The organism is Amycolatopsis azurea DSM 43854, from assembly GCF_001995215.1.
In the GTDB taxonomy this organism is placed as follows: domain Bacteria; phylum Actinomycetota; class Actinomycetes; order Mycobacteriales; family Pseudonocardiaceae; genus Amycolatopsis; species Amycolatopsis azurea.
This window is the reverse complement of record NZ_MUXN01000008.1, coordinates 118,182-137,506: the sequence shown is the minus strand read 5'-3', so window position 1 is coordinate 137,506 and position 19,325 is coordinate 118,182. Positions and strand designations below refer to the sequence as shown.

The window sequence follows — 19,325 nt, the reverse complement described above, 5'->3', positions numbered from 1 at the left end:
TAGGCTGACTCGGTGACGACTTCCTTGACCCCGGAGCTGCGGGATCGGGCGTTCCGCTGGATCGCCGACGACCCGGACGACGATTCCCGCGTCGAGCTGCAGAACATCCTCGCCCGAGCGATGGGCGGCGAAGACGGCGCGGCGGCCGAACTCGCGGACCGGATGGCTGGCCCGCTCGAATTCGGCACCGCCGGGCTGCGCGGTCCGGTGCGCGCGGGCCCCAACGGGATGAACGTCGCGGTCGTCACCCGCACGACGGCCGGTGTCGCGGACTGGCTGGCCACGCAAGGACATTCGGGCGGAATCGTGGTGGTCGGCCGCGACGCGCGGCACGGTTCGGAGGCGTTCGCCAAGGCCGCCGCCGAGGTGCTGACGGCCGCCGGCTTCGCGGTGAAGGTGCTGCCGGGACCACTGCCGACGCCGGTGCTCGCGTTCGCCGTGCTGGAACTCGGCGCGGTCGCGGGCATCCAGATCACCGCGTCGCACAATCCCCCTGCCGACAACGGCTACAAGCTTTACGACTCGACGGGCGGTCAGATCGTCCCGCCGTCGGACGGCCTGATCGAGCAGGCCATCGAGGCCGCTCCCCCGGCGATCAGCGTGCCGCGCGCGCCGGGCGCCGAGGTCTTGGGCGACGAACTCCGGGACGCGTATCTCGCCAAGGTCGCGCTTCTGCCGCGCGGCCCGGAACGCGGGGTCAAGGTCGCCGCGACGGCGTTGCACGGTGTCGGCGCCGAGACCCTGCGCGCCGCGTTCGAACGCGCCGGTTTCACCGAGCTGAGCCTGGTCGCCGAGCAGTCGGCACCGGATCCCGACTTCCCGACGGTCTCCTTCCCGAACCCGGAGGAACCGGGCGCGACGGACCTTTTGCTGGCGCTGGCGTCCGAAGTGGACGCCGGGCTGGCGATCGCGCTCGATCCCGACGCCGACCGGTGCGCCCTGGGCGTCCGCGAACGGGACGGTTCGTGGCGGATGCTGCGGGGCGACGAAACCGGCGTCCTGCTCGGCTGGCACGTACTGTCCACTGTGGACGCGACCGATCCGCTGGTGGCCACCACGATCGTGTCGTCGTCGATGCTCGGCGAGGTCGCGAAGGCGTTCGGCGCGCGCTACGCGGAGACGTTGACCGGATTCAAGTGGCTGGTCCGCGCGGGCGAGGGTCTCGTGTTCGCCTACGAAGAGGCGCTCGGCCTCTGCGTGAACCCCGGTTTCGTGCGCGACAAGGACGGCATCTCCGCCGCCGTGTTCGCCGCCGGGCTGGCCGCTTCCCTGCGCGCGGCGGGCCGCGGCCCGCTGGACGTCCTCGACGAACTGGCCGTGAAGCACGGCGTGCACGTGACGGACCAGGTCTCGCTGCGGGTCACCGATCTGTCGGTGCGGGAGAAGCTGATGGCCGGCCTGCGCGCCGAGCCCCCGGCGTCCCTGGGCGGCATCGACGTCACCATGGAGGACCTCCTGCCCGACGCCGACGTCCTCCGCTTGACCGGCGAAGGCCTGCGCGTCGTCATCAGGCCTTCCGGGACCGAGCCGAAGCTGAAGGCGTACCTCCAGGTGAAGGAGCCGGTCTCCGGAGACCTCGCCGAGGCTCGCACCGCCGCGAACGCCCGGCTGGCCGCACTGCGGGCCGACATCGAGTCCCGGCTGGCCTGACGATGCCCCGGCTGCTGATCGTCCACCACACGCCGTCGCCCTCGACGCAAGCGATGTTCGAAGCCGTGCTCTCCGGCGCGAACCATCCCGACATCGAGGGCGTCGACGTCGTGCGGCGCGCGGCGCTGGGCGCGACCGTTCCCGACGTCCTCGAAGCGGACGGCTACCTGCTCGGCACCCCGGCGAATCTCGGCTACATGTCCGGCGCGCTGAAGCATTTCTTCGACACCGTCTATTACCCGTGCCTGGATTCCACGCGGGGCAGGCCGTTCGGGTTCTTCGTGCACGGCAACAACGACACCGCGGGCACCGTGCGCGGAATCGAGGGCATCACCACCGGTCTCGGCTGGGAACGCGCGACCTCTCCGGTGCTCGTCACCGGAGAACCGGGCAAAGCGGATTTGGAAGCCTGTTTCGAACTGGGCGGCACCCTGGCCGCCACCCTCATGCCCTGACCCTCCACGCATTTCGTCCTCTGAATGCGGTAGTCGGCGACGCGAACTACCGCATTCAGAGGACGAAATGCGCTGAAAAAGTAAGGGGCCTGTCACCGGAAGCCCTGGGGGTCGACCTCCGGCAACAGGCCTAGGCCAAGGGTTCGCCGTGACGGCGATCAACCTTGGCTGCCCAAGCGTACTACATCCGGCACGATCTTGTGCACCCGCCCGGAAAAACGCCCCTCACTCCGTTGTCCGTGCACCCCCAGGGCACGGATTCCGGAGCGAGAGGCCGGAACACGGTACGAAACCGCTTGACAACTGTAAACCACTGCATACATGGGCTGTCAACAGCTGCGGACAGGCTGGATCGCGTTACACTCCGACTACGGAACGGGGCTGTGGAACCGATGGGGGGATCATGTCACCGGAACAGACCTTCGCCCAAAAACTGAGCGCGCTGATCGACTCGGCACGCGCGGACGAAGGCGCGCCGCACAGCTACCGCGAGTTGTCCGCGGCGATCGATCGCGCCGGCGGGCCCGCCATGTCACCCGCGTACCTCCAGCAACTCGCCACGGGCAAGCGGATCAACCCGAAGATCCACTACGTCGAGGCCCTCGCCAGACTTTTCGGCGTCCCGATCACCTACTTCTTCGAAGACCAGGAAGCGCAACCCGCCGGGGAGGCGAAGCTCATGGCCATGCGCGCGCAGGAGCTCTCACCGCAAGGCCGTCGCCAGGTGATGGACCTGCTGGAACTCGTCGAGCGGTACGAACGCGCCGAGCGCGACCAGCCGGGCGAGCGCCGATGAAGGAACGGGAGCTCCGCAAGCGCTGCCGCAAGATGCTGAACAAGCTCGACATCGAGCCGCCGCTCGAGGTCGAGGTGCTCTGCGAGCGGCTCGGCGAGCAGCGCGGCAGGCCGATCCGGCTGATGCCGTATCCGCTGGAGGTCCCCGGTCCGTTCGGCTGCTGGATCGCCACCGGTTCGGCGGACTACATCTTCTTCCAGCAGGAGACCACGAAGTCCCATCAGGACCACATCATCCTGCACGAACTCGGGCACATGCTCGCCGATCACCATCCCGGCGGCGACGCCGAACCCGCCGATTTCCTGCGCGGTCCCGCCCCCGGCCTCGACGGCGACGCCGTCCACCGCGCTTTACGCCGCACCTCCTACGATGAGGCGCACGAATGGGAAGCCGAGACCGTGGCGACCATCATCCTCGAATGGGCGTCGGTCTTGAACTACACGATTCCCCGTCGCGCCGACGACGATGACGTCCGCCGCGTCCAAGGCGCGCTGGGCGACCATCAAGGGTGGCTGTGAACTCACTGTTCTCCCCTCTCAACGTCGTGGCGATGGCGCTGTTCGCGACCGCGCTCGCCTGGCGGATCTACCAGACCTACCGCGCGCCCCGGGTCCTGCCGAACTGGGCGATCACCATCACGATCGTCTGCGTCGCCGGTTCCTTCCTCGCCCAGCAGAAGGTCATCTCCGGCTGGCTCGACGGGCTCACCGGCAAGGGCACCGGACGCCTGGTCAACAACGTCCTGCTCGCCATCGGTGTCTGCGCGCTGCTGATCGTCTTCCTCGGCTCCGCGCTGGGCCCGCGCAGGCCGGGCCGGGTCCTGTTCGAACTGCTCCCGCTGTCCGGCGCGATCGCGCTGATGCTGGTCGCGATGGCCGTCACCCCACCGGAAGCACGCGGACTCGCACTGAGCCCGAAACTCGTGCACGAGCCCGGCGTGGCGCTGTTCTACCTGGGCGCCGGGCTGTACCTGATCTACGGCCTGTCAGCCTGCGCCTGGTGGATCTTCCGGTACATCCGCACCGCGGACCGCCATCTGCGGACCGGGCTGAAACTCAGTGCCGCCGGGCTGATCAGCCTTTCGGTGGGCAGTGTCTTCCGCGCGCTCTACATCGTGATCGCCTGGGCGTTCGGGCCGTCGATCCCGCTCCTGCTCACCATCGCCGTCCCGTTGGTACTCCTCGGGATCGTGCTCTTCCTCGCCGGCATCACCTACCCCGGTGCCCGCGCGCGATTCGCCGCGCTGCGCCGCCGTCGCCAGCATCGGCTGCACCACGAACAGCTCACGCCCCTGTGGACCGCGCTGGCGGGGATCTACCCGAACATCGTGCTCCGGACCACCCCGCAGGGAGCGTGGGAGCGGTGGCGTCCGCGCACGGTCCACCGCCGGTACTACCGCCGCGTGATCGAGATCCGGGACGGGCTCGTGCAACTGAGTCCTTATCTGGAAACGGATCTCACCGCCCTGGCCGCCGACGATCCGCGCGCGGCGGCGGAGGCGCTGAAGTCGGCGATCGCCAGGCAGGCCGCGGGCGAGGAGACCGACGGGCGGGCGAAACTCGTGCTCCCGGGCGGCGCCGCGGACATCGAATCCGACGTCCGGCCGTTGCTCGCGCTTTCGGCCGCCGTATCCCGGAACGAGGCATGACCTTGCAGCTTCTTCTGACGGCGGACCGGATCCTGCCGCGGCCCGGCACGCCCGTATCGGACGGCGCCGTGCTCGTCGAGGGCGACCGGATCCTCGCGGCGGGCCTGCGCGCCGACGTCGTCGCGCAGGCGTCACCGGACGCCGAACGGCTCGACTTCCCCGGCGCGACACTTCTGCCCGGCCTGTTCAACGCCCACGTGCACCTGGCTTTCGACGCCACCCGCGAGATGCTGCCGAACTTCCTGGCGAGTGAGGACGACGCTCTCCGCGCGGGCGCCAAGGACCGCTTGGGACAGTTGCTGCGCAGCGGCGTCACGACCGTGCGGGACCTCGGCGACCGCGACGCCCTGGGCGCACGCGTCCGGGCCGAACTCGAAGCCGAAGGCGCCGCCGCCCCGCGCCTGCTGACCGCCGGGGCGCCTTTGACCGTCCTCAATGGACACTGCCACTTCTTCGGCGGCGTGGTCGGTGACGACGACTCCGTGCGGGCGATGATCGACGCCAACGCGGCCGCGGGCGCCGACGTGATCAAGGTGATGGCCAGCGGCGGCCAGATCACCGAGGGCGGCGCGGACATGTGGGAGTCCCAGTTCGACATCCGGGCCCTGCGCCTGATCGTCGAACACGCGGCGGCCCACGGGCTTCCGGTCGCGGCGCACGCCCACGGCGCCGACGCGATCGAGACGGCGGTCGAGGCGGGCGTGGCCACGATCGAGCACTGCACCTGGATGACCGGTCCGCAGCGGCAGGACCGGCGCGAACACGTCGCCAAGCGCATGGCGGCCGAGGGCATCGCGGCGTGTTCGACCAGCAGCCGCAACTGGCGGACGCTCGCCGAGCGCATGGGCGAGGAACTCGCGAAGACCGTCTACGGCAGGCTGTCCTGGCTGGAGGAGCTGGGCGTCCCGCTGCTGGCGGGCACGGACGCCGGACTGCCCGGTTCGGTCTTCGACGATCCGGTCGGCGCACTCGAACTCTACGAATGGCTCGGTTTCGGCAGGCGGCGGATCCTCGAGATCGCGACCGAGGACAGCGCCGCCGGACTCGGCCTCGGCGACGTCACCGGCCGGCTCGCACCCGGCCTGAGCGCCGACGTCCTGGTGGTCGACGGCGACCCGCTCGCCGATCTTTCCGCGCTCCGGAACCTCCGCCTGATTCTTGCGCGCGGGGTGGTCGTGAGTGGTAAGTCGCGTTAGAACGTCATTTACCACTCACGACCCACCTGACCGATCCGTCCGGAAGCCCGGGCATTCAGCGGACTCACTGCGCCGTGTCGCGAAAGCCACTTTCAGGACGTCTGGTGTCCCGAAAGTGGCTTTCGCGACACTCGATGCCGCCGGAACCGCTAGGCCGGGACCGCTGGGGCGGGGCGCAGGTAGGCAAATACGAGTCCGCTAGAACCCGAAACGCCACTCACGACCACCCCGACCGACCTCCCGAAAGTGGGACGCCAAGTTTGGTGACATCGTTTTAAAACAGTGTTATCTTTGTCTTCGCTCCTCCACCGCGAAGGGAAAGACCATGGAAGGCCCGATCAGACTGTTCACCGTCATCGCGCTCGTTTCGCTGCCGACGGTGATGTACGGCGGCTACGTGCTGATGGGTGTGCTGCGCGACAGGAAACTGACCGAACACCAGCGCGGGATGTTCCGCGCCGGCCACGCCCACGCCGGTGTCCTGCTGGTCCTGGCGCTGGTCGCGCTCCAGATCCTCGGGCAGACCGGACTCCCGGACACCGTGTTGTGGATCGTCTGCTTCCTGCTGCTGTTCGGCGTGCTCGCCCAGTCCGGCGGGTTCTTCCTGCACCTGGCGCCCGGCAAGGGCAAGCTCGGCGGACGCGTCACCAGCGCCGGGGCCGTCCTGCTCGGAGCCGCGATCCTGACCACCGCGTACGGGGTGGCCTTCCCCTGACAAAAGCGCCGGCGACCGCTCGTTAAGCTTGCTGACGTGCCTGAATACCTGCCGACAGCCCCCGCCAAGGGGACCCGCGACTTCCTGCCCGCCGAGATGTCCGTCCGGACGCAGGTGTTCGGCCATCTCTACGACGTGCTCGAACTGCGGGGTTTCCTCCGCTACGACGGGCCGATCCTCGAACCCGCCGAGATCTACGAGCGGAAGTCCGGGCAGGAGATCGCGGACCAGCAGCTGTACACGCTGACCACCAAGGGCGGCGAGCGGCTGGCGCTGCGCCCGGAGATGACCCCGTCGGTCGCCAGGATGATCGCGGGCAACGCCAAAGCGCTGCAGTTCCCGGTGCGCTGGTACAGCCACCCGAACTGCCACCGCTACGAGCGGCCGCAGCGTGGACGGGTCCGCGAGCACTGGCAGATCAACGCGGACATCTTCGGTTCGGACAGCGCGAACTGCGAGATCGAGATCTTCGAGCTGATCCACGACATGATGACCGCGCTCGGGGCGACCCCGGACATGTTCCAGGTGCGCGCCAACGACCGGAACCTGCTCTCCTCGGCGCTCACCGACATCGTCGGCGTGACCGCGGAGCAGTTGCCGCAGGTGTTCACCCTGGTGGACCGCTGGGAGAAGTCGGACCGCACGAAGCTGAGCGACACCGCGACCGAGATCGGCCTGACCGAGAAGCAGTTCGAGAAGCTGGCCGAGATCCTGTCGTCCGGCACCGCGCTGCTCGACGAACTGCCCGAGCAGGTCAAGGAGAACTCGAACCTGGTGAAGGTGCTGAACAGCGGCGCCGCGAACCTGATCAAGTTCGACCCGATGATCGTGCGCGGGCTCGCGTATTACACGTCGACCGTGTTCGAGGTCTTCGACACCTCTCCGGAGAACCGCCGGGCCCTCTTCGGCGGCGGCCGGTACAGCGACCTGGCGTCGTTGTTCACGTCGCAGCAGATCCCCGGGATCGGCTTCGGCATGGGCGACGTCACGCTGATCGACTTCCTCGACACCCACGGCCTGACACCGAAGCCGCGCAGCGAGGCCGACGTCGTGGTGATCCCGGTGGTCGAGGAGCTCACCGACGCCGCGCGCGAGGTCGCGGGGCGGCTTCGGAAGGCCGGTCTGCGCACGTCCACGCCCGTCGAGCTGCGCAAGCTGGGCAAGGAACTCACCCGGGCCGACAAGGCCGGGGCCCGGGCCGTGGTGATCGTCGGCCAGGAGGACTGGGACGCCGGGAACGTGACGGTCCGCGGTCTCGCGACCCGCGAGCAGCAGACGGTCGCCGTCGACGGTGTCGTCACGGCGGTCAATTCCCTTCTCTGACAACGAAAAAAGCCGGCGCCCTGGACCAGGGCGCCGGCTTTGTCGTTCTCAGCGTGACAGCATCTTCATGGACTCTTCGGTGTAACGCTCCCCCGCGACAGCGTCGGCCGGGACCGCCGCCTCGACCGCGGCCACGTCCTCGGTGGTCAGCTTCAGACCGACGGCCGCGACGTTCTCTTCGAGGTACTTGCGCCGCTTCGTGCCCGGGATCGGCACGACGTCCTCACCCTGTGCCTGCACCCACGCCAGCGCGAGCTGTCCGGCGGTGACGCCCTTCTGCTCTGCCAGCGCACGCAGCGCCTCGACGATCGCCAGATTCCGCTCCAGGTTTCCGTCGGCGAACCGCGGCTGGACCGCCTGCCGGAAGTCGCCCTCCGCGAAGTCCTCTTTGGACTTGAAGCGGCCGGTGAGGAAACCGCGCCCCAGTGGGGAATACGGCACCAGCCCGATGCCGAGCTCACGGCAGACCGGGACGACCTCGTTCTCGATGTCGCGCGACCACAACGACCATTCCGTCTGCACCGCCGTCACCGGATGCACGGCGTGCGCCCGCCGGATCGTCTCCGGACCGGCCTCGGACAACCCGATGTGCCGGATCTTCCCCTGCTCGACGAGCGACGACAGCGCGGTCACGGTCTCCTCGATCGGCACGTTCGGGTCGACGCGGTGCTGGTAGTAGAGGTCGATGTGATCGACGTTCAGCCGACGCAGCGACGCCTCGACCTGTTGCCGTACATAGAATTCGTCGCCGCGGATGCCGCGCTTCGAGGGGTCGGCCTCGTCGCGCACGATGCCGAACTTGGTCGCCAGCACGACCTTGTCCCGCTTGCCGGCCAGCGCGCGGCCGACCAGTTCTTCGTTGCGGCCGAAGCCGTACATGTCGGCGGTGTCGAACAGGGTCACGCCGAGGTCGATCGCGCGGTGGACGGTCGCGATGGATTCGGTGTCGTCACCTTGGCCGTAGAACTCGCTCATGCCCATGCAGCCGAGCCCCTGCGCGCCGACTTCCAGCGTGCCGAGCCTGCGTGCGGGCAGGGTGGAACCCGTCATGATTTTCTCCAGTGATTCTTCGGGTTTTACTTGCCGGCCGCGCGGGCGAGCCGCTCCGGGTAGCGTTCGCCGGCGATCGCCTCGACGGGCGCGGCCTTCTCGATGGCCTCGATGTCCACTTCGGACAGTTCCAGCTCCGCGGCGGCGGCGTTCTCTTCGAGGTACTTGCGCCGCTTCGTGCCCGGGATCGGCACGACGTCCTCACCCTGTGCCTGCACCCACGCCAGCGCCAGCTGTCCGGCGGTGACGCCCTTCTGCTCGGCCAGCGCACGCAGCGCCTCGACGATCGCCATGTTGCGCTCGAAGTTGCCCTCGGCGAACCGGGGCAGCCCGCGGCGCATGTCGTCCTCCGGAAGGTCCTTCACCGACGTCACGCTGCCGGTGAGGAAACCGCGGCCGAGCGGCGAGAACGGCACGACGCCGATCCCCAGTTCGCGGGTGGTGGAACGGATTTCGCCTTCGATTCCGCGCGTCCACAGCGACCATTCGCTCTGCAGCGCCGTCACGGGATGGACGGCGTGCGCACGGCGGATCGTCTCGGCACTGGCCTCGGAGATCCCGGCGAAGCGGATCTTGCCCTCCTCGACCAGCTCCGCGAGCGCTCCCCAGGTCTCCTCGATCGGCGTGTCCGGGTCGACGCGGTGCTGGTAGTAGAGGTCGATGTGGTCGACGTTCAGCCGTCGAAGGGACTGTTCGCAGCTCTGCTTGACGTACGCCGCGTCGCCGCGGGCCGACATCCCGCCGTCCTTGTCCCAGACGATGCCGAACTTGGTCGCCAGCACGACCTGGTCCCGCTTGCCCGCGATGGCCCGGCCGACCAGCTCCTCGTTCGCGCCGGCGCCGTAGACGTTCGCGGTGTCGAGCAGGGTCACGCCCAGTTCGAGGGCGCGGTGGACGGTGGCGATCGACTCCGTGTCGTCGTTCCGGACGCCGTACGCCTGGCTCATCCCCATGCAGCCGAGCCCCTGCGCCCCGACTTCCAGACCCCCGAGCCTCCTGGTGCTGATCACGCTGAAATTCCCTCCACGGTGGCTCCGGTGCCGAGCACCTTGCGTTCCACCTGGTCGTAGTGGTCGATCTTGTAGTCGAGGATGTCGAGGCAGGCCTGCAGCTCGGCGATCCTCTCGGCGACGGAGGTGCGCTGGTCGACGAGGATCGACTTGCGCCGCCCAGCGCTCGCCGCTCCGTGGTGGCGCAGCGACGCGTACTCCCGCATGCGCTTGATGGGCATGCCGGTCAGGCGCAGCTTGGTCAGGAACCCCAGCCACCCGAGGTCGTCGTCGGTGTAGGCGCGGCGCCCCGCGGCGTCCCGCGCCGGAGGCTCGACGAGTTTGATGCGCTCGTAGTACCGGAGAGTGTCGATGGACAGTCCGCTACGTCGCGCGGCTTCCGCTATCGAGTAGCTCATGTGAACGACAGTACGACCTGGAGTGCGCTCCAGGTCAACTCCGAATCCGCGCGATTGATAACAGCGTTGCGATACTCTGTGATCATGCCCCGCCCCAGGACGCACGACGAGAACCTCCGGCTGAAACTGCTGGACCGTGCCGGTGAGCTCATCTCGGCCGACGGACCGAAGGCCCTCAGCCTCCGCAAACTCGCCGCCGACGTCGGTACGTCCACCACCGCGGTCTACTCGCTCTTCGGCGGGAAGACGGATCTGGTCGGCGCCCTCTTCGTCGAGGGCTTCCGCCGCTTCGGGCTCCGGATGTCGGGCGTCTCGCGGACGGGCGACCCGGTCGAGGACCTCGTCCGGCTCGGCGTCGCGTACCGCGAAAGCGCGCTGGCCGATCCGCACCTCTACGCCATCATGTTCACGAAGTCGGTGCCGGGTTTCGAACCGGCGGAGGAGACGTCCGGCCAGGCTCGCGCGACGATGGCGCCGCTGGAGGACACGATCCGCGCCGCCGTCGCCGACGGCGTCTTCCTCGACGTGCCGCCCGAGGTCGTCACCGTGGCCTGCTGGGGCTTCGTGCACGGGCTCGTGTCACTGGAGCTGAACGGGAACCTGCCGGAGGAGTTCACCGTGAGCGCGGCCTACGAAACCGCGCTGCGGGCGAACGCCTCCGGCTGGCTGCGCCGCTGACCTGCGTTTAGCGGGCTAATCGCGATCCGGCGGCGGAGCGCAGTTAGCGGGCTAAACGCGATCCGGCGGTCACCAGAGCGGCAGGGTGCCCTGGTGCAGGACGTTCCCCGCCGCGTCCAGGACGGTGATCCCCACCTTCGCGTGCTCGTAGTCCTGACTGACGCCGTCCGGGAACCACGCCGCGAAAGTCCCGCCCGCGACCGTCGCGTCGATCGTCTTGCCGGTCCCGAAGTCGAGCTTCACGGCCACCGCGGCATCGGGCACGACCCCCAGGTAGGCGTTCTGCGGTTTGGTGGCGACCCCGTTCCGATCCACCCTGCCGACGGTCTCGGTCCGCAAGGTGTGCACCGGTTCCGCGGTCTTCGGCTGGTCGTACATGACGGCGTAGTGAGCCGTCTTCCCATCCCCGTATCCGAGTCCGCCCTGGCACACGATGGTCCGGCCGCCGAGGCGGGCGACGACGACTCCGACATCCTCACCTTCGAGCAGCGCGCCGACCTCGTAGGCGTCGTCGTCCGACAGCGCTTCGGACGCCGCCCTCGTGCACGTGGTGAAGAACTCGCCCGCCGGCGTGGCCCGGTCGGGCACCGGGAACACCGGCTTGTCCAACACGGTCGCGGCCGGCTCCGGCGCGGGCCGAAGGAGATAGGGAGCTCGGTAGTGGAGCGGGCGGGACTGCTCTCCGGGTGTCGGCCCGACCGCGTAGGTGGTCCGCGACGGCTTCATCGGCGCGATGTGCACGAACAGATTCCCTGGCCGGAAGACCGGGATGTCCCGCAAGGACGACGACGCCTCGTTCTGGCCCGACACCTCCAGTTTCGGCCATTCGGGATCGACGACGCCCGCGACCGTTCCGGACCGGGTCATCAGCAGGGCCGCGGTCCCGCCGTGCGTGTAGGGCGGAGCGGCATCCGGGTCGGACACGGTCGCCGTCATCAGCGTGGTCTCGCAGAAGAGCGGTTTGCCGCCCGCCATCACCGCGACGACGGTGATCTCCCACGAGGTGACAGTGAACTGCGGGACCCATTCGTCCCGCGCCGGGAAGCTCGCCGCCCTGCTCCCGGACTGGACGGCGGCCCAGCAGCGGTCCATCGCCGCCACGGCCTTCGGCCAGTCGAGGGAGAAGTCAGGGTTCGCGACGACGGGACCCGGCCGGTCCGGCTCACGGATGACGACGGTCGCCACCAGTGCGCCCGCGAGGACCAGGACGACGGCGGCCGCGGCGGCGAAGACCGGCCAGCGCCGCCGCACGGGTTTTCCCATTCCCTCCCGCAGCGACATCCGCAGGCTGTCCAGCACTTCCGGGGGGAGTTCACGCCTGCCGGGCAGGCCGAGGTCGTCGGTCATTTCTCCTCCAGGGCGGTCCGCAGCTGCGCACGGGCCCGCGAGATGTGGGCGCGAACGGTCACCTCGGCGACGCCGAGCAGTTCGGCGGCGTCGGCAGGGGAAAGATCCCCGAGAAGGCAGAGTTCGACCGCCTGCCGCTGCGACTTCGGCAGCTTCGCGACCAAGGCGAGCACCCGGTGGAGACGCTCTTCGCCGTCGAGCTGGTCGACGACGGTGTCGGCGTGGTCGGACACCGACCGGGGTTCCGGCAGCCGCCGGACGAGCCGGAGCCGCCGTCCGGAGCTGCGCTTCTCACTGCGCGCGAGGTTCCCCGCGACCGTGTACAGCCAGGGCAGCGCGCTGTCGCGGATGAGCGTGACGTCCGCCCGGCGCCGCCAGGCGGTGAGGAAGGTCGCCGACGTCAGGTCTTCGGCCGACGCCCAAGACCCCGTCAGCCGATACGCGTGGTTCCACACCGACTGGACGTGGCGTTCGAACAGCTCGGTGAACGCGGTGTGATCACCGCCCGCCGCCGCTCGCCAAAGCTCCGTGTCACTCCTGCCGGGAGGAGGTCCGCACGAGTCCACCGGCACCCCCGCCGATCCGGTCACTGTTCTGGTCACATCCGTCAGTGCCCGGCACCCGCCGAGATGTTGCGACCGGGGCCCACCCGACCTGCGTTTAGCCCCCTAATCGCGATCCCGGGCACGACCTGCGTTTAGCGGGCTAAACGCGATCCGGTCGCGATCCGGCAGGTCAGACCGCGCCGTACTGCCGGTCCCCCGCGTCCCCGAGCCCGGGCACGATGAACCCGGAGTCGTTCAGCCGCTCGTCGATGCTCGCGGTCACCACGCGCAACGGCAGCCCGGTCTTCTCCAGGTGCGCGATGCCCTCGGGCGCCGCCAGCGCGCAGATCGCGGTGACGTCGGTGGCGCCCCGGTCGGTCAGCAGCCGGATCGTGTACTCCATGGACCCACCGGTCGCCAGCATCGGGTCGAGCACCAGCACCGGCCGGTCGGCGAGCGATTCCGGCAGCGACTCGAGGTACGGCGTCGGCTTGAGCGTCTCTTCGTCGCGGGCGAGGCCGACGAAGCCCATCTGGGCGTCCGGGATCAGCTTGTGCGCCTGGTCCGCCATGCCCAGCCCGGCCCGCAGCACGGGCACCAGCAGCGGCGGGCTCGCCAGCGCGTAGCCGTCGGTGCGCGCCACCGGCGTGTGGATCCGCTCGATCCGCACGGGCATTTCCCGCGTGGCTTCGTAGACCAGCATGACGGTCAGCTCGTGCAGCGCCGCGCGGAAGGCGGCGCTGTCGGTGCGCGCGTCGCGCATGGTGGAGAGCCTGGCCTTGGCCAGCGGGTGATCAACGACGTGCACATCCATGCCGGTCAATTTAGCTCTTCACGCCTGCCGCGCGAACCAGCCGACCCAGCGGCGCTGCCACGGCGTCTCCACCGAACGCTTGTCGTGGTTCGCCCGCGCCCAGGCCACGGCCTCGTCGGCGGTCAGCCCGCCGAGCGTGGCCAGGCAGGACAGCACGGTGCCGGTCCGGCCGACCCCGCCGTAGCAGGCGACCTCGACGCCTTCCCCGGCCGCGGCCCGCTCGTGCAGGTCCACGATCCGCCGTCGCGCGTCCGCCCAGTCGGTCGGCAGCAGGAAGTCGGGCCAGCGGATCCACGCCCGCTCCCAGTCCATTTTGTGATCGTGCTTCCGGCGCAGCTTCGCGCCGCCCAGATACAACCCGAAATCCGGCGAAGGTCCTTCCGGCCACGGGCGACCCAGGCCCCGTCCGCGTACCTTCACCCCGTCCGGCAGCTCCACGGCGCCGGGTAGTGAGTTCCCCATCACGGGAGAATGCCACTGTCGGCCGGAAGGTGGACGCCCAGCCCCGCCACCGGCGCTAGGCTCCCGCACGTGAGCGAAGAGCCGGCCTTGCCAGGACCCGAACAGATGCGCATCTCCGACGCCGACCGCGAGCAGGTCGCGCAGGTGCTGCACGCGGCGATGTCCGAGGGGCGTATCACCATCAACGAGCTGGAAGAACGGCTCACCGTCGTCTACGCGGCCAAGACCGTCGGGGATCTGAAGCCGGTCACCGCGGACCTGCCGCGGCAGTCGCGGTCGGCGATCGAGCCCGCGACGTCGCGCGCGCTCGGCCTGCCCGACGACCGCATCGGCGGCCACCCGGGATCCGGCGCCTCGATCGCCGTCATGTCCGGCGCGTCGCGCAAGGGCAGCTGGGTGGTCCCGCCGCAGCACAACAGTTTCGCGTTCTGGGGTGGGACCGACATCGACCTGCGGCACGCGCGCTTCGCCGAGAAGAACACGACGATCACCGCGGTCGCGATCATGGGCGGGATCGACATCATCGTGCCCGACGACATCAACGTGGACGTCACCGGAATCGGCTTCATGGGGGCCTTCGAACTGGAGGACCGCGCCGGGACGCCCGCCGCGCCGCCGACCGCGCCGACGGTGAAGATCACCGGCCTCGCGTTCTGGGGTGCCGTCGTCGTCAAGCGGAAACCGCGTAAGAAGGAAGTACCTGAAATCGAGATCTGAGCCGAATTGGGGGATTCGCCTGATGCGCCGAAGTTTCGTCGCCATCACTTGTGCCGCACTGCTTTCCGTCACCGCCTTCCCGGCGGCGGCCGCCGAGAGGACCGATCCGCGCCAGGCCGCGATGGACGCGGCGGTCGCCGCGGGTATCCCCGGGATGGTCTCCGTCGCCGACGATTTCCGCGGCGCCAGCGGCGTCGCGAAGATCGATCGGCCGGGTAAGCCCGACGCGTCGGGCCGTTGGCGGGTCGCGAGCGTTTCCAAGGTGTTCGTCGCGACGCTCGTCCTCCAGCTCGTGGCCGAAAAGCGCCTCGGGCTGGACGAGCCCGTGCAGCGCTACCTGCCGGGACTGCTGCCGTATCCGGAGCCGATCACCGTCCGCCAGCTGCTGCAGCACACCAGCGGCCTGCCGCGTGACCTCGCCCCCGAGGACACCTGGGCGTCCGGTCCCGAGATCGACACCGAACGCTTCGAGCACTTCGACAGCGAAGACCAGATCCGCCTGAGCGTGACGAAGCAGCCGCTCCAGTTCAAACCCGGGACGAGCTGGGCGTACTCCAACACCGGCTACAACGTCCTCGGCCTGCTGGTCGAGAAGACCACCCGCAAGCCGCTCGAGCGGGCACTGGCCGAGCGCATCACCGGACCGCTGCACCTGCGCGACACCTCGCTGCCGCGCGACTTCCCGTTCCTGATCGGCCCGGCCGCCCACGGCTACGAGCAGCTGTACGACGCGCCGCGCGGTCTCACCGACGTCACCACCTACAACTACTCGCGCTACTTCGGCGCGGGCGGCGTCGTCTCTTCGGGCAAGGACCTCAACCGGTTCTTCGAGGCCCTGTTCGGCGGGCGTCTGCTGCCCGCGGACCTGGTGAAGCAGATGAAGACGACCGTCCCGGCGGGCGGCGGCATGGAGTACGGCCTCGGCCTGATGAAGCTGAACCTCAAGACCGCCGGCGCCTGTGCGGAGGACCACGTCATCTGGGGGCACGCCGGCGACCTGCCGGGCTTCAACACCCTGAGCTTCCACGACGAGTCCGGCAAGAACATCTCCACGCTGGCCACGGTGGACCTCACCGCGTCGCCGGACGCCTCGCTCAAGCGGCAGCTGCCGATGGTCACTGAGTTCTGCACCCCGGTGGTGCCCTCGGCCAGGGCCGCCGCCCAGGCCCCGGTGCCCAGCTTGTAGGCCGCTTACACTCACCCGTATGACAGCTACGACCAGCTCGCCGGCGGCGACGGCAACCCCGTCGCCGCTGGCGGACGCGACTCGCGACGAGGCGAGCCTGCGCCGGTTCCTGCACGGGCTGCCTGGTGTCGACCAGGTCGGCGTCGAGCAGCGGGCCGCGGGCCTCGGCACGCGCAGCATCAAGAAGGCCGCCAAGCTCTGGGCGATCGACACCGCCATTTCGATGGTCGACCTGACGACCCTCGAAGGCGCCGACACGCAGGGCAAGGTCCGCGCGCTCGCGGCGAAGGCCAAGCGGCCCGACCCGGAACGCCCGGACACCCCGCAGGTCGCGGCCGTGTGCGTGTACCCGGACATGGTCGAGACGGCTGTCGAGGCGCTTCGCGGCACCGGCATCCACGTCGCGAGTGTCGCCACCGGCTTCCCCGCCGGGCGCACGAGCCGCGAGATCAAGCTGGCCGACACCAAGATCGCCGTCGACGCCGGGGCCGCCGAGATCGACATGGTGATCGACCGCGGCGCGTTCCTCCAGGGCCGCTACCTGGAGGTCTTCGAGGAGATCCAGGCGATCAAGGCCGCCTGTGGCAGCGCTCACCTCAAGGTGATCCTCGAAACCGGTGAGCTGGCCACCTACGACAACGTCCGCCGCGCCTCCTGGCTCGCGCTGCTGGCAGGCGGCGACTTCATCAAGACCTCCACCGGCAAGGTGTCGCCCGCCGCGACGCTGCCGGTCACCCACGTCATGCTGCAGGCCGTCCGCGACTGGTTCGTCCAGACCGGTGAACTGCGCGGCGTCAAACCGGCCGGTGGCATCCGGACGACCAAGGACGCGATCAAGTACCTGGTCGCGGTGCACGAGGTCGCCGGCGAGCAGTGGCTGACCCCGGATCTGTTCCGGTTCGGGGCGTCCAGCCTGCTCAACGACCTCCTGCTGCAGCGCCGCACCCAGGCCGACGGCCACTACAGCGGTCCCGACTACGTGACGGTGGACTGATCCATGGGCATCTTCGAGTACGCGCCCGCGCCCGAATCGCGCGACCTCGCGAACCTCAAACCGCACTACCGGCCGTTCGTGAACGGCGAATTCGTCGACGGCTCGGGTGAGCCGCTCAAGACGATCAACCCGGCCACCGAAGAGGTGCTCGCCGAGGTCGGCACCGCGTCGGTGTCCGATGTGGACATCGCGGTGAAGGGCGCACGCAAGGCGTACACAGGCGTCTGGTCCAAGATGCCGGGCTCGGAACGCGCCAAGTACCTGTTCCGCATCGCGCGCCTGATCCAGGAGCGGTCGCGGGAGCTGGCCGTCCTGGAAAGCCTCGACAACGGCAAGCCGATCAAGGAATCGCGCGATTCCGACGTGCCGACGGCCGCCGCGCACTTCTTCTACCACGCCGGTTGGGCCGACAAGCTCGACTACGCGGGCTACGGACCGAACCCGAAGCCGCTCGGCGTCGCGGGCCAGGTCATCCCGTGGAACTTCCCGCTGCTCATGCTGGCGTGGAAGATCGCGCCCGCGCTGGCCACCGGCAACACCGTGGTGCTCAAGCCGGCGGAGACCACGCCGCTGACCGCGCTGGTGTTCGCGGAGATCTGTCAGCAGGCCGAACTGCCGCCCGGCGTGGTCAACATCCTGCCCGGCGCCGGGGACATCGGCGCCGCGCTGGTCGGCCACGGCGACGTGAACAAGGTCGCCTTCACCGGATCGACCGAGGTCGGCAAGGCCATCCAGCGCCAGATCGCGGGCACCGCGAAGAAGCTGACGCTGGAACTGGGCGGCAAGGCGGCGAACGTCGTCTTCGATGACGCCCCGCTGGACCAGGCCGTCGAGGGGATCGTCAACGGGATCTTCTTCAACCAGGGCCACGTCTGCTGCGCGGGATCACGCCTGCTGGTGCAGGAGTCCGTCGCCGAGGAGGTCCTCGAAAAGCTGCGCCACCGCGTCTCGACGCTGCGGCTGGGCGACCCGCTGGACAAGAACACCGACATCGGCGCGATCAACTCCGCCGAGCAGCTCGCGAAGATCAAGGGACTGGTGGAGTCCGGCGACGCCGAGGGCGCGGAGCGCTGGACCAGTCCGTGCCCGGTGCCGGAACGTGGTTTCTTCTTCGCTCCCACGGTGTTCTCGGACGTCCAGCAGTCGATGCGCATCGCCCGCGAGGAGATCTTCGGGCCGGTGCTTTCGGTGCTGACCTTCCGCACGCCGGACGAGGCCGTCACCAAGGCGAACAACACGCCGTACGGGCTTTCGGCCGGTATCTGGACCGAGAAGGGCTCGCGCATCCTGTGGATGGCGAACCAGCTCCGCGCCGGTGTCGTCTGGGCCAACACGTTCAACCGCTTCGATCCCGCCGCGCCGTTCGGCGGCTACCAGGAGTCGGGTTTCGGCCGCGAAGGCGGACGCACCGGACTGGAGGCTTACCTCGATGTCTGACCGTATTTCGGTAGCCAAGACCTACAAGCTCTACATCGGCGGCAAGTTCCCGCGCTCGGAGTCGGGTCGCGTGTACCCGGTCACCGACGGCAAGGGCAAGTTCCTGGCGAACGCCTCGCACGCGTCCCGCAAGGACGTCCGTGACGCGGTTTCCGCCGCACGCAAGGCTTTCGGCGGCTGGTCGGCGGCGACGGCGTACAACCGCGGCCAGGTGCTGTACCGGGTGGCGGAGATGCTGGAAGGCCGTCGCGAGCAGTTCGTCGCGGAGGTTTCCGCGTCCGAAGGCGTCGCGGCGAAGAAGGCTCAGTCCCTTGTGGACGCTTCGATCGACCGCTGGGTCTGGTACGCGGGCTGGACGGACAAGATCGCGACCGTGCTCGGCGCGGCCAACCCGGTCGCGGGACCGTACTTCTCCTTCACCGTGCCCGAGCCGACCGGTGTCGTCGGTGTGCTGGCGCCGCAGCAGTCGTCGCTGCTGGGTCTGGTGAGCGTGCTGGCCCCGGTGCTGGCGACCGGCTCGACCGCGGTGGTCGTCTCCAGCGCGGACAGGCCGCTGCCCGCGATCACGCTCTCGGAGGTCCTGGCGACGTCCGACCTGCCCGGCGGGGTCGCGAACATCCTGACCGGACGCGCGTCGGAGCTGGGCTCGTGGCTCGCGTCGCACGGCGACGTCAACGCCCTCGACCCGACCGGTGCGGAGCCCTCCGCGCGGGCGGACCTGGCGCGCGACGCCGCCGGAACCGTGAAGCGCGTCCTAACCGTCCCGGACACCGAGCCGGACTGGACGACCGACGCCGACATCTCTCGGCTGCGGCGGTACCTGGAAGCGAAGACCGTCTGGCACCCGCTGGGCGTCTGACCTCCGCATTTCGTCTTGTCAGTGCGTGCCCATCCGGCCGGATCG

21 protein-coding genes are annotated in these 19,325 nt (G+C 69.3%); 14 read left to right on the top strand and 7 right to left on the bottom strand.

The window, feature by feature from the left end; translation table 11 throughout:
- The first annotated feature begins 12 nt into the window (after positions 1-12).
- From B0293_RS12470 to hisS, 8 genes are all read left to right on the top strand, one after another.
- The gene (locus tag B0293_RS12470) at positions 13-1,650 is read left to right on the top strand and encodes a phospho-sugar mutase (protein ID WP_005165490.1); all 1,638 of its coding nucleotides are present in this window, start codon (positions 13-15) and stop codon (positions 1,648-1,650) included.
- 2 nt (positions 1,651-1,652) lie between these two features.
- Positions 1,653-2,105 carry a flavodoxin family protein gene (locus B0293_RS12465; RefSeq protein ID WP_005165492.1) on the top strand — a complete coding sequence of 151 codons (453 nt, stop codon included), beginning with the start codon at positions 1,653-1,655 and terminating at the stop codon, positions 2,103-2,105.
- 403 nt (positions 2,106-2,508) lie between these two features.
- Positions 2,509-2,901, top strand: a complete 393-nt coding sequence (locus B0293_RS12460; RefSeq protein ID WP_005165494.1) for a helix-turn-helix domain-containing protein — start codon at positions 2,509-2,511, stop codon at positions 2,899-2,901.
- Entirely contained in the window at positions 2,898-3,419 is a 522-nt protein-coding gene (locus B0293_RS12455) for a hypothetical protein (protein ID WP_005165497.1), read from the top strand. The genes B0293_RS12460 and B0293_RS12455 overlap by 4 nt, the downstream gene beginning before the upstream one ends.
- Positions 3,416-4,549 carry an MAB_1171c family putative transporter gene (locus B0293_RS12450; protein WP_005165499.1) on the top strand — a complete coding sequence of 378 codons (1,134 nt, stop codon included), beginning with the start codon at positions 3,416-3,418 and terminating at the stop codon, positions 4,547-4,549. Before B0293_RS12455 ends, B0293_RS12450 begins: the two co-directional genes overlap by 4 nt.
- A complete protein-coding gene (locus tag B0293_RS12445) occupies positions 4,546-5,745 on the top strand; it encodes an amidohydrolase family protein (RefSeq protein ID WP_005165501.1) in 1,200 nt (399 codons plus the stop codon). Before B0293_RS12450 ends, B0293_RS12445 begins: the two co-directional genes overlap by 4 nt.
- 325 nt (positions 5,746-6,070) lie before the next feature.
- Positions 6,071-6,460 carry a hypothetical protein gene (locus B0293_RS12440; RefSeq protein WP_005165503.1) on the top strand — a complete coding sequence of 130 codons (390 nt, stop codon included), beginning with the start codon at positions 6,071-6,073 and terminating at the stop codon, positions 6,458-6,460.
- Between the two features lie 36 nt (positions 6,461-6,496).
- Positions 6,497-7,783 (top strand): histidine--tRNA ligase, encoded by a 1,287-nt coding sequence (gene hisS / locus B0293_RS12435; RefSeq protein ID WP_005165504.1) that lies wholly within the window; start codon positions 6,497-6,499, stop codon positions 7,781-7,783.
- A gap of 48 nt (positions 7,784-7,831) precedes the next feature.
- Here the strand turns inward: hisS and B0293_RS12430 are convergent, their stop codons facing one another.
- Genes B0293_RS12430 through B0293_RS12420 form a run of 3 tightly spaced genes read right to left on the bottom strand, consistent with a single transcriptional unit; the run spans position 7,832 to position 10,241 of the window.
- Positions 7,832-8,833 (bottom strand): aldo/keto reductase, encoded by a 1,002-nt coding sequence (locus B0293_RS12430; RefSeq protein WP_005165505.1) that lies wholly within the window; start codon positions 8,831-8,833, stop codon positions 7,832-7,834.
- Positions 8,834-8,859: 26 nt separating this feature from the next.
- On the bottom strand, positions 8,860-9,843 hold the full coding sequence (locus tag B0293_RS12425) for an aldo/keto reductase (RefSeq protein WP_005165507.1): 984 nt from the start codon (positions 9,841-9,843) through the stop codon (positions 8,860-8,862).
- Positions 9,840-10,241 carry a MerR family transcriptional regulator gene (locus B0293_RS12420; RefSeq protein ID WP_005165508.1) on the bottom strand — a complete coding sequence of 134 codons (402 nt, stop codon included), beginning with the start codon at positions 10,239-10,241 and terminating at the stop codon, positions 9,840-9,842. The genes B0293_RS12425 and B0293_RS12420 overlap by 4 nt, the downstream gene beginning before the upstream one ends.
- Before the next feature lie 84 nt (positions 10,242-10,325).
- On the opposite strand from B0293_RS12420, the gene B0293_RS12415 reads away from it, so the two are divergent.
- Positions 10,326-10,919, top strand: a complete 594-nt coding sequence (locus B0293_RS12415) for a TetR/AcrR family transcriptional regulator (RefSeq protein WP_039919432.1) — start codon at positions 10,326-10,328, stop codon at positions 10,917-10,919.
- Positions 10,920-10,988: 69 nt separating this feature from the next.
- Here B0293_RS12415 and B0293_RS12410 read toward each other — a convergent pair whose 3' ends face one another.
- The 4 genes from B0293_RS12410 to B0293_RS12395 form a co-directional block, all read right to left on the bottom strand.
- Positions 10,989-12,266, bottom strand: a complete 1,278-nt coding sequence (locus B0293_RS12410) for a hypothetical protein (protein ID WP_005165510.1) — start codon at positions 12,264-12,266, stop codon at positions 10,989-10,991.
- Positions 12,263-12,856 carry an RNA polymerase sigma factor gene (locus B0293_RS12405; protein ID WP_005165511.1) on the bottom strand — a complete coding sequence of 198 codons (594 nt, stop codon included), beginning with the start codon at positions 12,854-12,856 and terminating at the stop codon, positions 12,263-12,265. Before B0293_RS12405 ends, B0293_RS12410 begins: the two co-directional genes overlap by 4 nt.
- 145 nt (positions 12,857-13,001) lie before the next feature.
- Positions 13,002-13,625 (bottom strand): uracil phosphoribosyltransferase, encoded by a 624-nt coding sequence (gene upp, locus B0293_RS12400; RefSeq protein ID WP_005165512.1) that lies wholly within the window; start codon positions 13,623-13,625, stop codon positions 13,002-13,004.
- Positions 13,626-13,643: 18 nt separating this feature from the next.
- A complete protein-coding gene (locus B0293_RS12395; RefSeq protein ID WP_052014582.1) occupies positions 13,644-14,087 on the bottom strand; it encodes a protein-tyrosine phosphatase family protein in 444 nt (147 codons plus the stop codon).
- A gap of 105 nt (positions 14,088-14,192) precedes the next feature.
- Between B0293_RS12395 and B0293_RS12390 the strand changes: the two genes are divergently transcribed.
- From B0293_RS12390 to B0293_RS12370, 5 genes are read left to right on the top strand one after another with little or no spacing between them, the layout of a single operon-like run.
- The gene (locus B0293_RS12390; RefSeq protein WP_005165514.1) at positions 14,193-14,804 is read left to right on the top strand and encodes a DUF1707 SHOCT-like domain-containing protein; all 612 of its coding nucleotides are present in this window, start codon (positions 14,193-14,195) and stop codon (positions 14,802-14,804) included.
- Positions 14,805-14,826: 22 nt separating this feature from the next.
- Positions 14,827-15,990 (top strand): serine hydrolase domain-containing protein, encoded by a 1,164-nt coding sequence (locus B0293_RS12385; RefSeq protein ID WP_005165516.1) that lies wholly within the window; start codon positions 14,827-14,829, stop codon positions 15,988-15,990.
- 19 nt (positions 15,991-16,009) lie between these two features.
- On the top strand, positions 16,010-16,984 hold the full coding sequence (deoC, locus tag B0293_RS12380) for a deoxyribose-phosphate aldolase (protein ID WP_005165517.1): 975 nt from the start codon (positions 16,010-16,012) through the stop codon (positions 16,982-16,984).
- Between the two features lie 3 nt (positions 16,985-16,987).
- Complete coding sequence (locus B0293_RS12375; protein WP_005165518.1) at positions 16,988-18,421, top strand: aldehyde dehydrogenase family protein; 1,434 nt, start codon at positions 16,988-16,990, stop codon at positions 18,419-18,421.
- Entirely contained in the window at positions 18,414-19,280 is an 867-nt protein-coding gene (locus B0293_RS12370) for an aldehyde dehydrogenase family protein (RefSeq protein ID WP_039919423.1), read from the top strand. The genes B0293_RS12375 and B0293_RS12370 overlap by 8 nt, the downstream gene beginning before the upstream one ends.
- Positions 19,281-19,325 lie beyond the last annotated feature (45 nt).